The 13,638-nt window shown below is 36.9% G+C and carries 15 protein-coding genes and 1 pseudogene; 3 read left to right on the top strand and 13 right to left on the bottom strand.

The window, feature by feature from the left end:
• Positions 1-58: 58 nt before the first annotated feature.
• Together ADH02_RS04755 and ADH02_RS04750 are read left to right on the top strand one after the other, a co-directional pair.
• Complete coding sequence (locus ADH02_RS04755) at positions 59-835, top strand: hypothetical protein (RefSeq protein ID WP_239681741.1); 777 nt, start codon at positions 59-61, stop codon at positions 833-835.
• 42 nt (positions 836-877) lie between these two features.
• Complete coding sequence (locus tag ADH02_RS04750) at positions 878-1,285, top strand: GNAT family N-acetyltransferase (RefSeq protein WP_048712804.1); 408 nt, start codon at positions 878-880, stop codon at positions 1,283-1,285.
• 284 nt (positions 1,286-1,569) lie between these two features.
• On the opposite strand, the gene ADH02_RS04745 is transcribed toward ADH02_RS04750, so the two are convergent.
• A complete protein-coding gene (locus ADH02_RS04745) occupies positions 1,570-1,833 on the bottom strand; it encodes a SemiSWEET family transporter (RefSeq protein ID WP_048714079.1) in 264 nt (87 codons plus the stop codon).
• A gap of 260 nt (positions 1,834-2,093) precedes the next feature.
• On the bottom strand, positions 2,094-2,936 hold the full coding sequence (locus tag ADH02_RS04740) for an aldo/keto reductase (protein ID WP_048714076.1): 843 nt from the start codon (positions 2,934-2,936) through the stop codon (positions 2,094-2,096).
• 157 nt (positions 2,937-3,093) lie between these two features.
• Here ADH02_RS04740 and ADH02_RS09620 point away from each other — a divergent pair.
• Positions 3,094-3,249, top strand: a pseudogene (locus tag ADH02_RS09620) (site-specific integrase); the annotation flags it as partial.
• 397 nt (positions 3,250-3,646) lie between these two features.
• On the opposite strand, the gene ADH02_RS04735 reads toward ADH02_RS09620, so the two are convergent.
• From ADH02_RS04735 to ADH02_RS04695, 11 genes are all read right to left on the bottom strand, one after another.
• Positions 3,647-4,792, bottom strand: a complete 1,146-nt coding sequence (locus tag ADH02_RS04735; protein WP_048782970.1) for a low temperature requirement protein A — start codon at positions 4,790-4,792, stop codon at positions 3,647-3,649.
• Positions 4,793-5,123: 331 nt separating this feature from the next.
• Positions 5,124-5,327, bottom strand: coding sequence for a hypothetical protein (locus ADH02_RS04730; protein ID WP_048782968.1), 204 nt, complete (start codon positions 5,325-5,327; stop codon positions 5,124-5,126).
• A 182-nt stretch (positions 5,328-5,509) separates the two neighbouring features.
• Positions 5,510-5,641, bottom strand: a complete 132-nt coding sequence (locus tag ADH02_RS09710; protein ID WP_275043193.1) for a hypothetical protein — start codon at positions 5,639-5,641, stop codon at positions 5,510-5,512.
• Between the two features lie 122 nt (positions 5,642-5,763).
• Positions 5,764-6,747, bottom strand: a complete 984-nt coding sequence (locus ADH02_RS09725; protein ID WP_048782966.1) for an N-acetylmuramoyl-L-alanine amidase — start codon at positions 6,745-6,747, stop codon at positions 5,764-5,766.
• 49 nt (positions 6,748-6,796) lie between these two features.
• Entirely contained in the window at positions 6,797-8,368 is a 1,572-nt protein-coding gene (locus ADH02_RS09360; RefSeq protein WP_048782965.1) for a hypothetical protein, read from the bottom strand.
• Positions 8,369-8,427: 59 nt separating this feature from the next.
• A complete protein-coding gene (locus tag ADH02_RS04715) occupies positions 8,428-8,691 on the bottom strand; it encodes a phage holin (RefSeq protein WP_048782963.1) in 264 nt (87 codons plus the stop codon).
• Positions 8,691-8,978, bottom strand: a complete 288-nt coding sequence (locus tag ADH02_RS04710; protein WP_239681740.1) for a hypothetical protein — start codon at positions 8,976-8,978, stop codon at positions 8,691-8,693. Before ADH02_RS04710 ends, ADH02_RS04715 begins: the two co-directional genes overlap by 1 nt.
• Positions 8,979-9,123: 145 nt before the next feature.
• Entirely contained in the window at positions 9,124-9,738 is a 615-nt protein-coding gene (locus ADH02_RS04705) for a hypothetical protein (protein WP_048782960.1), read from the bottom strand.
• 3 nt (positions 9,739-9,741) lie between these two features.
• The gene (locus ADH02_RS09520; protein WP_160312862.1) at positions 9,742-9,885 is read right to left on the bottom strand and encodes a hypothetical protein; all 144 of its coding nucleotides are present in this window, start codon (positions 9,883-9,885) and stop codon (positions 9,742-9,744) included.
• A gap of 11 nt (positions 9,886-9,896) precedes the next feature.
• Positions 9,897-12,848, bottom strand: a complete 2,952-nt coding sequence (locus ADH02_RS04700) for a phage tail spike protein (protein WP_048782958.1) — start codon at positions 12,846-12,848, stop codon at positions 9,897-9,899.
• Positions 12,845-13,630 (bottom strand): distal tail protein Dit, encoded by a 786-nt coding sequence (locus tag ADH02_RS04695; protein WP_048782957.1) that lies wholly within the window; start codon positions 13,628-13,630, stop codon positions 12,845-12,847. The genes ADH02_RS04700 and ADH02_RS04695 overlap by 4 nt, the downstream gene beginning before the upstream one ends.
• Between the last annotated feature and the right edge of the window lie 8 nt (positions 13,631-13,638).

Genomic DNA, 13,638 nt, shown 5'->3' with positions numbered 1-13,638 from the left:
TCCCCCGCTTTGTGGTATAGTAGAAATACATTTATCCAAGCTATTGAAAGGAAAAAGAATGCTAAAGTTTTTACTGAAAAAGAAAGAATCTCCAGAGCCAGCTCCTGGTTCTGGAAAACAAAAGAAATCAAAAAAACAAAGAAGCAATCAAGCTGTCGACCGGTACCATGGTCCATTAATCACGAATGAGGTGAGCCTAGGTTACATTAAATTCTTCCCTTGGCTTATGCTTCCATTTACTGCGTTTCTATATTTTGTTGCTGGGCACGATGATCCTATAGGAATTATTAAGGTCCTATTCTTAAGTGCGACAATTATTAATATCGCTAGCCTTCTCTTTGGACTTTTTACGCCTTTAATCAATCGCTTTAAGTCTCTAACTTATATTCTAGTGGCTTTAGTCGTTTGGACCGTCACACTCACCTTTACCTTTATCTTCCTACTGATGGTTACCGATGATAAAACACCCTTCAGCGCGTTAAAGCTCTACGAGTCCAAGTTGACGCTATTTTATGTCATTCCAATAGTACTTCTATTTATAGTAATGACCATCATTTACGCATGGTATTACCTTCCTCAAAATCAAGGGAAAATTTGGAAGATCAATCGATGGGAAACGTATGAGGAGAATAGTAAGAAGAAAGAACTTCTTTTCAATATTGCTAAAGTCCTGGGCTTTATTCTATTGGTCATCGCCGTGATTACAGACTACATACAAATAATTTTCGGCTTTTTCTCTGGCGCATTAATGGCCTTCGCTTTCCCAGCCGTATTGGTAGATGCCATTTACGCAGCAATCTATATCAAAGACCATCCCGATTATGAAGAGTTGTGATTGCACAAATAAAGAATAAAAAGTTATTGGAGGAATCTTTTTATGGAATTTACTCATAAAATTCCCAGCGTTGAAGCCTATAATCAATTAAGAGTAAACGCTGGAATGAATAGCACTAAACCTCATTCTGAAGTGAAAAAGGCACTTGAAGGAACTCTTTTCTTAGTTTCTGTTTATGAAGATGATGAACTCATTGGTCTAGGAAGAATTGTTGGCGATGGTGGTGTCACTTTTGTCGTATCCGATATTATGGTAGATAAAAAGTTCCAAAGACGCGGTATTGCAAATAAAATAATGGAAATGATTGATCAGTGGTTTGATGAAAACACACATGAGAGTAGTTTTATCACTTTACTAGCTAAAGTTCCTGCAGATAAGCTCTATCGTAAGCATCATTTTTGCTATATTGACGAAAATCGAGTGGGTATGATTAGAGAAAAACAAATGTGAGAATAAACTTTATTTGGTTCTATAATTTTTAGGGTTGATGGAAATTTTCCACCAACCCTATTTTAGTGTATACAAAAAGGCCAACATCCATTATATTAAAAGCGCCTAAACCCAAAACAAAAAGGAATTAAGCAACAATTAGTTACTTAATCACTTCCTAAAATTCTTCATCAACACTATTTGACAAAGAGCCACCAGAATTCAACAGGAGTGTTTTCTTGTGTCTCATTTTATGAGTGCAGTACCAAACTCATCTCAGCTTTTTATACATACTATTAGATTTGTTAAAGTGAAGTCAAAAAAGTGATTCCACCTAAAATAACACCAGCTGAATTTGGAATGATTAGTACCCAATCCTTTTTAGGTTCTTTTGTCCATCCATAAATAACCCAGATTAAGCAAGATACAGCAGCTACTAAAGGTTGAAATGGTTGAGCTTTATTTCCTTGTAAATTGGCGATAATTTGAGGAATGTAGGCAATAAATACTACAATTCCAATAAAGGCACCAATGGAACCTACAATTCGATTAATTTTTTGTTTTATAATATTCACCTCCAATTATTTTGTCATATTTACCTCCGGTTGTAGAGTATCAAAATGATTGTTAACAGGCAAGGAATATGGTCATTTGTTATTATTATCTGTACAAAATAGAATAAAATGTTTATATTTTTGAAGAGGATAGTGTCAATAACTTTGTGTAAATACAAAGAGGAAGTAGACCATGAGCCCGCCAGTAAGCATTCTTACGATGGTCTTTAAACCACATGCTAAAAAGCAACCCTGACGAGTTGCTTAAAATCCTACTAAAAATTAACTGTGTCAGGATTATCCTGAGTTTTGATGCCTTGAATCTTATCCAAGACTGCCATATCTTCCTCTGATAAGTCGAAGTCGAAGATATCCAAGTTAGCTTTTATATTTTTAGGTGTCACAGACTTAGGTAGTGGCAAGAAACCTTTTTGAAGGCTCCAACGAAGAGCAACTTGTGCCACAGATTTACAGTTACGTTCAGCCACTGCTGCAACATCTTCATTTCCAAAAATGCCACCTGTACCTAGTGGACTATAGGCTTCAAGAAGGATATCGCGCTCTTGGCAATAGGCAACTAAGTCTTCTTGGTCACAACCTGGAGCCAAGAGGATTTGATTGACATGTGGAACAATTTCAGCTGTTTCCATAAGAGCTTCTAGGTGATGTTGCATAAAGTTAGACACACCGATAGCACGTACCTTACCTTCTTTGTAAGCTTCTTCCATCGCCTTCCATGCACCCGCATTGCCAGCCTTCCAAGCATCATTCTCACGAAGCGCCTTTGGATTAGGCCAATGGATAAGCAAAAGATCCAAATAATCCACACCGAGTCTTTCAAGAGACTCATCGATTGAAGTCTTAGCCAACTCGTAATCGTGTTTATCATTCCAAAGTTTGGTAGTTAGGAAAATATCCTCACGTGCCACATTACTATCAGCAATCGCCTTACCTACAGAAACCTCGTTACCGTAAATTTGTGCGGTATCAATATGTGTGTAACCCGCCTTAAGTGCGAAGCTAACGCTGTTATAGGCCTCTTCACCTTCAGCAATTTGCCAAGTTCCAAAACCAATTTTAGGAATAGCAACCCCATTTGCAAGTGTATATGTTTCCATGATTTTCACCTCTTCTTTTTTAATAGTACTATGTTAAAAAAGATAAGGCAAAAATGCAAAGATTTGCTACGGCCATTATTATGAAAAGTTCCTTACTTCTTTTTCTGCTTCTTCTTAAAGATAACAGCATTTCTTTAAGACTTTACATCCTATTGGCTTCAAATGGCACAAAGAATTTGACCTTGGAGTTATTGCAAAGATTTTAGGTCATAGAGATATTTCAATACTAGTAGAAGTGTATGGACACATCTTAGAAGAGAAAATTTTTGAAGAATTTAATCAAATTAGAGATGTCTGGAAAGATTGCTCATAAAAAACTGTGGGGCAAATTAGTTATAGACAAGCAAAAAAGCCTTGGAAAACCAAGGCTTTTTGCGTATAATATATGCCCCCTGCATGAATTTGTAAGAACTTTTCATATTGAAAATAAACAAAAATGTTGAAATATAGCTGATTTTAGGGAAATACTTTTAGGTATTTTCAATGTCAGGATTTAAAAATGGGGCAAAAGTGGGGCAAAAACAAATTAACGAAAAAAATATCGAGTTCGTGCATCAAGTAAATGATAAATTGCAAGAATAAGTGCAACATTTACTCGAACTCATCCTCTAGAGCTTCACTAGCAGTTCTGTAAGCTAAACATTTTCGTGGTCGGTGATTGATATCATATAAAGCCTTGGTTCCCAAAGCTTTTTTATGTTATAAACTCATTAAAATAATCCCCAGTTAGATTTGGAATATTTTTTATTCTGTGTCATATAAAAATAAATAAAATGAGTGGCTATAGCTAGAGCTAAAATGGTTGTTATACTCACTACTATTATAGGATTAGAAGCAAAGATTAAAGAGAGAATCAAGGCAGCCAGATAGAGTGTCGCTTGGACACAGTAGTAACTTTTCGAATAGCGAAGATAGTGTTTGTTATAGGGCCCATTTACTAGGACAGCAGCTTGAAAGAGGCCAAATCCGATATAAGAGAAGCTGGTTGCAAAGAGACGATTAACTTCAGGATTCAGAAGAAAACTCATCGATACAGTCATCATAATAAGTCCAATGAAAATAGGATAGTGACTGTAAATTAGAAATAGTCCCTTTTGATTAGATTTTTCATCAATAGCATGGTCGAATTGACCAAAATAAAACAAGAACAGAGAAATCATAATAATGAAATAAAGAACCGAATAAATCGAGAAATTCTCGATTGTAAAGAAGTTAGCTAGCCCCATAATCATCTCTCCAAACGTAATAATGACAAGAAGGGAGATGCGCTCGATTAAATGGGGGAGATTTACCTGGTAATGCTTATCTTTACTAAGCAAGATAATTGGCATAATAAATGTTAGCAGAATACTAGCAAATAAGATAGAGACCCCAACGTAAATAGGAAGAAGAGCTGCTAGATAGACTCCTAAACTTCCTAGACCTGTTATCCATAGAAAACCTTTGATACTTTCCCGATTAGCATTATCGGTTGATTTTCTAAAAAATTCAACCAAATATTGTAAAAATAAGGTAAAGGTTAATGTACCAATAGCCCAACAGAGATAATGAAAATATTGTTGCCAAGCAGGTCCCATCATATCGGCTATAAAGAGTAAAAGTCCCATTTTGATAAACATGATTACCATGTTAAATAAAGAGTTCTTTCCATAGCGATTGGTATAAACGGTTTGAATCATCCAGGAATCGGTGAGAACCAAGACAGCTATGAAAAAATCAAGGAAAGAATTCCAAGTCAAAATACCGTTATGAAGATGGTCAATTAAAGTAGTTGCTTTTGAAATTGCAAAAACAAAAACTAGGTCATAAAAAAGTTCTGAAAATTCTACACGTTTATGTTTAATAAGAGTTGTCATTTTAAGTCCTTTCTATTCTAGAAGTAAAATTAATTATAACAGAAAATGGCAATGAAAGAGAAGGAGATTCTTAAATAACTTCATGTGGCACGAATTGTCAAAACCTTTTTTCTCTCATTTTTTAGTGCTAAGACTACACAAAAAGCCTTAGAAAACCAAGGCTTTTTGCGTATAAAAAATGCCCCCTACAAACTAAGATTAATGTTTCATGACGTTTCATAACGTTAACTTTTATTATAATATCAACGTTTCCGCTTCTTGTTGATTCTTACGTTTTCTGAATTTACGGAACAAATACGGAACAAAAAAGCGGGCTAGTGATAGCCCGCTTTTATCGTTTAAAGTCATCTCTTATAACCCTCTCTGCGCATTCAGTCAGTTTGCTTGCTGTTTCAAAAGAAACGTTTTTCAATTCTCTATCCCCGATTATTAACCGTGCAACTACAGATTGTGCAACCCCGCTCTCTTTAGCGATTCGATATCCTGAATAATTCTCAAATAACCATAGTATTTTTTCTTCATCCGCTCTTAACATATTATCCTCCTATTTTTATAATATTTAATAATAATCTATTTAGCTATCCTTTTTATTTTCCCCTGCATACCACACGATTAAAGCTACTACTAAAATAATAATAATATGTTTCATCTTGATTTCCTCTTTCTACTTATATATAATTGAGGGGAGGGAAGTTATCCTTCCCCTCTTGAAAAACGTCATTTCCTTCTTTTACGTATCGGGTTTTGTCGTTTTTCTTTTTTTGTGGCTTTGTACCACTCTCTAGCCTCTTTTGATATTGCAACCGCAATCCCAACGATTGCTACTAGAGTTGTGATTTTTTCTTCCATTCCCTCACCTCCTTACAATTATATTATACCCTATTTGGCATATATTGTCAACACTTTTTTTAAAATAATTTGAGAAAAATGCAAAAAAATAAAGCCTACCAATTAAGGTAGGCTTTTGTGTTCTATTTAGTTGTAATCAATCCGTCAGGTTCGATTGTGAACTCAGGTTTGTCAGCAAGCGTTCCGTCTGATTTCAAGTAGTACCATCCATCGCCTGATTTCACGAATGCATTAGAAGCCATATTTCCTCTGTCATTCGACATATAATACCACTTATTATTGTATTTCACCCATCCAGTCAACATAGCTCCAGATGTGTTCATGTAAAACCATTCAGTCCCTACTTTTACCCAACCAATCGCCATAGCGCCATTCGGAAGCAAGTAGTACCAGTTTCCGTCTGAATGCTTGTACCATGTGTTAGATTTCATGTATCCACGTTCATCAAAGTAGTACCATACATTATCAATTTTCTGCCATTTATTAGCTGGATAGCTTCCGTCTGCATTTTGATACCACCATCCAGTCGAATTTTTCTGCCATCCTTCCACGTTTGAAGCACCAGCGTTCAACATATCTGTTACTGTACTTCCTAGAGATTGATAGTATTTAATCTTACCAATAACGTAATCTCTTAGACTGTCGTTATCTCCACCGTGTAGCTCAAGTGAACGTGCTGGACATGATGTGCTTGAAAACTCGTTATGGAACTTGATATTGTCATAGTTCGGAGTGTCTCCATAATAAGTCATATCCTCTGCCATTTGCATTAAGACCATATTTTCATTTTCGATGAACTCGTTGTCAGACGTTCCAAATTGTTGACAAACTTCATAGCTTAATGAATTCATGTTTGCATCATAGTTAGCAGCAGACCACGTACCATTATAGGTATCCTCTACTCGTGCAATTGTATTTCTTGTAATGTAATAGTGAGCGAATCCCAGTTCAGATTGACCGTTATCGTAACGAGATTGAAGCCAGTCTACATAGCTTTCAGCACTCATACTTCCTGCATCGTTATGCATAATATAGTATTTAGGTCTTTCAGTTGGGCGCGCACCCGCAATTCCATTAAAAATTGTTTTATTAATAATGTTAACCATTTATATTTCCTCCTTTTTTATGGCAATCTCTCAGGCCACAGCTCACTTGTTACACTGTCGGCCATGGGTCATCAGTAATGTAAGATATATTAGATACAACAATATCGGTAATATTATTGTCGGTTGGTACAGGATTTGTAAAATGGAACATAAAATAATTTCCGTTATTTATTCCACCAAAAAACCATGATCCGTACGGATTGCCCGTACCATCAAATATTTGACCAGATAATGACATTGCCGAACGGTATCCAACCGGTATTCTATTGTTATATAAAAGGTAAACGTTACGTTCGATGTCCGATGCGTGTGAGAGATAACCAGGACCGCCACGACGAACAATTCCAAATAAGTCTTTGTTCAATCCATCAAGTTTATAAGTTACCACATTATTAATTCTACGCACGCGTAAAGTGGATTGTTGATATCCGGACGATATACTTAATCGTTTCCAACCGGTGTCTCCGTACATGACCTCCCAACCTTGATTGTTATCTCCTTTGCGTTTTATCCACTTTAAAGCCCCGTTCGTAACATTCGTATCAATGTAAGTAGTTCCAACTGGTGCTGTGACTTTTCCGTTCGGCATTCCTGTCCCGTGGATTTCATACTCGTTTGATTGACCTGTTCTGCTAGGTGTAGGAGTGGCGTTTGTCGGTAAATTAACACTTCCGCCACCGTCCGAAAGAATTAAGGTATTTCCTGATAAGGTTAATTTTTGAGGAGTTTTAGGAATAGATGCAAGTTGTTCTTTAGTTGCGTAGCTTTCCCCTTTTTGTTCAATAGTAGAAAGTCTTTGCTTAACTTCAGTATCGTTATATGCTTGAGAAATTTCTGATTTTTTAGCGTAACCCTCTAGACTCTGATGTTGTGTAAGATAACCCTTGCCTTCAAGTTCCTGTCTTGTTACTAGATTGCTAGTATCAATGTTATGTTTATTTTCTAAGGCTAATATACGCTGTTTTAAACCACTATCATCATAGACGGTATCTTTATTCGTCTTTGTCTTTAAGGCTTCTATTTCTGTTGAAATATGGCTTATTTCAGCACGCTCAACTTTGTTTTCTAGTTCTTGTTTCGTAGCAAAAGCGCTTGTATCAATTTCTGATTTCGTTTCAAGTGCTTGTAAACGTCGCAAGATTTCTGAATCGTCATATTGTCCACCTGCGACACGAATTTTTCTGATCGCTTCTTGCAATTCCGTTTTGGTTACAATCTCAGTCAGTGCTACGATGCGTTTTGTATCTTTCTCGATTACTGGCAATTCGCTATGTTTATCGATTTCTGACAAACGAACGCCAAACGAGAATTTTAAAATGTCCGCTGATTGTTCTATTTTCTCAGCGTAAACAAACCCATACACGATTTCATCGGTTGTAATTAAGCTAGTATCGAATGGTACTACCGCTACATTTCCTGTCACATTCCCGACCACTTCCAAGAAGCGATTTGTCGTTTTAAAATGGAATAACACTATGATTTTTTCAGCGTTGACTCCATTCAGTTGCAACTCGATGAATGCGTTATTCTTATCATGCGAGTAAAATTCTTCTTTTACTTTGTAAACTTTATCTCGGACATCGACACAAACGCCTGCTTGTCGTTTAATAATTTTTTTCAAAGATTATCCCCCTTTCGCGCAAAATAAAGAGGAAACCTTAAAGGTCTCCTCTTTTAGTTTTAATCTTCGAATGGTTCGTGATAATCAAGCGCTCTCGAGCTGTCAGATAATCCAGCTGTTGTCGGGTCGTTGACAATACCAACAATCATCAAAACAGCAAACAAAGCGTTGATAAAAACTAATAATTTATCGATTGTTTCGCCTAACTCTAAACGAACGTTAAATACAGCTAGAAACGTTTGTAGCAACAGTGCTAAAGCTGGCACTAACGTTAGCCAGAATGTTTTATTTAAAATTCGTACTTTCCAGTTAATTTTGTTCATCATTTTTCCTCCGAAATTTTTAGTTTGAGAAATTTCTCAAACAATATTTTTATAGCGCCATTTCCGCCTAATTCAACATAGCTTTCATAAAGCTTTGAAAGTTCCTCGATTTCATGTTGATTTGTTCGCCCGCGCCTAATTGCTTTTTTTAAGTTTTCTTGCAATCGAAAACGCTGTAACCGTTGCAAACCTTTCCCAATTAGAGAAAGATTATCACGATTTTCTCGCCCGATTTCGTTTATTTCACCAACTGATTTTTCAAGCCCTCCGATTTTATCTGAAAGCACATTTATCTGTTTTTCAGTTTCTTTTGTGTTCTTCGTGCTTTTGAAAGAAAAGTAACTTGGAATTATCACAATTAAAACGGGCGTGAGTTTATCAATTAAAGTTAAAAATCCATATTAAACCACCACCCTTTCATAAAGCAGTGGTCTATTGTACTGGCTGAGTGTCTAAATCGCTTGATGGATTTTCTCGTTTTGGTTCAGTCCACTTCCAGATTCCTAACTTACCGTTTTGTTCAAGTGCTTCAAGTTGCTCAAGTGTTTCACCTTGATATGTGAATGGTTCGTTCACTTGAACCATGACACGGCGCCCTTCTTGATATTTTTCAACATGATTTACATCTTCAAGTGTGAAAATTTCTTGAGGTTGGTAAGTCTTACCAGATTGACCGAGTTCTACCAATTCAAGACCACGCTTGTATAAAACAGGATTGAGTAGATTCTCTGTGTCTGTTACACGAGCTAATACTGCCCAATCAGCAACGGCTTTGACCTCTGCGATTTTTGCATCTTTCTGCTCAAGTTTTACTTCATATTCTTGTGCTTGTGTATGCAAGTCTTCTTGTAGTTTCTTCACTCCGTCGGCTGGATTGAACTCAGTAGTCACTTGTCCAATGACTTCCTTAATTAATTCCTCGTCTGATTCGTTCACACGGTTACCGATTAGTACACGGTCAAAAGCTGTGTATGGATTTTCTTGGCGAATTGCCACGAATGTACGGTTGTTTTCTTGTAAATATTTGTTGATAACTTTAAATGTCATATATTATTCTTCCTTTTCTTTATCTGATTGTAGTTGTTGGATTTTTTCTAGCGCTTCTTCATATAAAGCTTTGTAATTGGCACATTCAATCGTCTTATTTGCTAATTGAATTGCTAAGTCGTTAATAACTTTGTCTTGTGTGTTCATTTTGACCTTCCTTATCTCCAATTATTGTAATAGCCTCGGGTATAATTGCCAGCTTTTGCTCCAAGATTTCTGAAATTATCATAGATATTATCTAAAATTTTCGATAATTGGACACCCTTGATAATAATTTCATCAACACCTGTAATGGCGTTCGTGTCCGTATGAATAGTTAATTCTTTCAAGCCATCTTGTGCACTCTGATTAAATGTTATTTTTCGTCCGTACATATTTATAGCACTTTCAACTCTATCTCCCGTTCGTCCATTCCAGATTTGAAGTCCAGCTGATGTGCTGTCCATCTGTGGTATTCCGTTTCGGTTACTTAGCAAGGCCGTGTATGATCCATCAACACCGTTAATGGTACCACTCCCAAATGCTAAATATTGTAGCGGTCTGTTAGGGAACTGGTTTCTAATACCAACACCAGAACCATTCATATTAATCTGGCCTGTTTGTAAGTCAAATGTAGTATTTCCGTTTAGAGATGAAATTCGACCACCTTTAATGTGATTCCCTGTGAAATCAACATTCTGTATCTTTGTAATCGTCGCTTGCTTTGCGAACAACTCATCGATAAACGCTTGTTGTGAAACTAGTTTTTGAATAAATGCAGTATCAAATTTAACCTTTTCTGCCGTAACTGCTTCCGCTTCTAAAATGTTTGTAGTTACTGAACCAGCTTCAAAATTAGCAGTCTTGAGTTTATCAATCATAGCCGACTTGATAACCGCATTATCAATCAGTGTGTCACCAGTAATATGTGTAGCCTTCCCGATGATACGGTTATTCCCGTTTGCACCAACGTTGATACCAGCAATAATATCTCCAGCGCTATTCAATGCCTTGATAGCAAAACTATCTTGTAACAATGACATAGTCACTCGGCTATACTCGCTATTGTAGTCCGTGCTGTCTACGAACTCATCAGGAATTATGCGTTTATCAATAACCATAGGCTTATGAATAACGATATCGCCAGGACTTGTAAGAGTAAATCTAAGGCTATACTCGTTTAGCTCGCCTGTTCTAGGGATGTCCAAGTAACCTGTGAATACCTGATTTCCAGTTTTAGTAAGTGTAATTTGAGAGTTATAATACATTCCCATTTTTGCAGTGTTATCCAATAATTGGATTAAAACCCTACCATCTTTAGGTACTTTATCAACTTCGATTTCAATGCGATACCCAAGACTCTCACCTTGTTTCACAAACTTCTTAGTAAGAGGGAATCGAACCCCTAACCAGCCTGTCATAGATTCAGTGTAGTTAATTCTGATACCGTCATGGTCACCATAACTAACACGTTCTAAATGCTTATCTGTTGCGACCGATGAAATGTATTTAGGGATTTTTGTAGGAGCATAAAATAGATTCGTATGGTTACTAAATCTCTTTCCTACTTCAACCTCAAACAATTCAGAGGTTAATGCCATGCGGGCGATGTTTGAAGCAACGTTTGAATCAGTACTACCCAACATACGCTCGTATAATTGGTTAGTCTCTTTGACTCTTTGAAAGTCTGCTTTATTTTCGTCTGAAATTCGTTTCGCTTCTTCCGCTAAATTAGCACTCGCACCAGCTTTTTTTAAGGCTTCCTCTGCTTTTGTTTTAATTTCATCTAGTCCAGTTGGGCTGAATTCTTGGAACCTTTGATTGATTTCGTCTGAAAGTTTACGCTTGGTCTCTTCCGCTTTGTTTTTGTATTCTGCGATAGCATTATCAAATTCAAGCTTGTTGATTCGCACCTTCTCATCGAATTCTTTATTTCGTCTTTCAACTTCGTTCGCAACAGCTTTATCAATTAGCGATTCGCTAAAACCGCTCACTACATCTTTGATAGCTTGTTGACGTGTCGCACGGTCTTTAGCTTGAAGAGTTTGATAATCGCCTAATTCAGCGACTGAACGGTTATTATCCAATTTGTCGATTGTTAGCTTATGGATTCTAGCTTCAAAAGCGATTCCGATTTGGTCTCTTACGATTCCGACGCTGTCACCAATCCAAACATCTTGCTCAATCGCATTTGCTAAATCCAAAAGATTAGCTTTGAACGTAACGATTGGAACTGATAAGCGTTGTAACTCTTTGTAAGTCGCTTTTAGCAACTCAACCGGGTCTTCAATATCCTCGTTGGTATAGACGCCGAAACGATGCTTAATAACGCCATTCTGGTGTAAACCGTAGATATTTCTAGCCGTCTCATTTGTTACATAATTCTGCCCTGCAGGTTTGTCTACAGGGTCGCCTTTAGCAGTAGACCAAACAACATCTTTAAACTGGATTCTACGACCATAACCGCCCGTTGCTTCTCCATTTTCATCCGTGCTTTGTTCACCCTTACCACGACCTATAAGTGCCGTTACAACATCATCCGACGATTCTTCGTAGGTAACATCTAGAATGTTAGAGCCATACTCGAATTGATGACCTGTAAAATGACCGAAACTTTGGCTTAGGTCAATGTATCTTCCGATGATTTTGTTTTCTACAAAGGTATATCTAACCTTGAACTCGCAAGCGTACGATTCAATTATTTTAACGAGCGCTTGACGAACTGAAATATAGTAGAAACTCAATTTTCCTGTTCTAGTCAAGCCGTCTACATTCCCTAATTGGTAGCCTGTTCCTTCTAAAATTCCACTCAATACTTGGTCAGCAGTTCCTCTAGGGCGCTTATTCTCGATGATGAATGAATGCAGGTCACTTTCTGCTCTATCTATCCCTTGGATAGTTAAACCGATGTCGTATGATTTTTCCGCGATTCTGAACAAACAAAAAGCCCTGTCTCGTGATTGAAATCCGAAAAACTGGGCTTTTTTGATAATTTCAGGCTTGTAATCTACAGGGATTTCAAAACTTGCTCTATCAAACTGATTCAATTCAATCGTGTGTGTGAAATCTGCAAGGCTCGCTTCATCGATTACATCGATTAGTTCCTCTAGTTGATTAAATAAATAGATCATGCGAACACCTCTTTGTACTCAATGCTATTCAATAGAGCACCTTCAACTTGAAATGTGTTAACGCCTTTTTGAAGTTTAAAATATCGACTGTTAACCATATCGAAGTTTATCAACTCGTTTCTATCGTTTAACGTGATTTCTCTAGTCTCGCAGTTAACAAGTAGATTTGAACCTTGAATGTAAGTAGATATTAATCGAATATATTTTTGCGATTCAAGATGTAAGATACGAATTTCATAACTTTCTTGCGTTGTAAGCCTTAAGATAGGCTCTGTTGGAAAGTCTCCGTTGTAGGTTATCTTGTTAGTTGTTACAGTTTTAGGTTCGGTATACTTGAACGGGTCGTAACAAACGAAATGTAGTTTGATAACCGTATCGTTTGCGTCTTCCAGTTCAGGTTTCTTAACTTTTGAAAAGATAGCTTTATAATATCTTCCTGAGTCATCACCAAACACTAATTTTTTAGCTTGACGAGAAAACAACAAGCGATTTAAACGCTCGTACTGCTTTCTCATTCCCAAATCTGTATAGCCTGTTAGTCTAACCTGTATCTCAATCTCACGCTCTTTATAAGTCGCACCATAGAGATATTGACCGTCTCGACCTTTTATATTCGCTGTTTCATGGTGAAAATCAAGGACGTCCCGTCCCGTGGTATTCGCCACAAAAAACGTTCCGTCCTCGTTATTCATTTCTTGATTGAGACTTACTCCACCGAATTGAACTTCTAAACCAGAGTTAAATGTCGGTGTGCCTTTTGTTGTGTCATTAAAAGTATACATTTAAACCA

The sequence above is a fragment of the Streptococcus sp. 263_SSPC genome (genome assembly GCF_001071995.1).
Classification (GTDB): Bacteria; Bacillota; Bacilli; order Lactobacillales; family Aerococcaceae; genus Granulicatella.
This window is presented reverse-complemented; position numbering and strand designations above follow the sequence as displayed.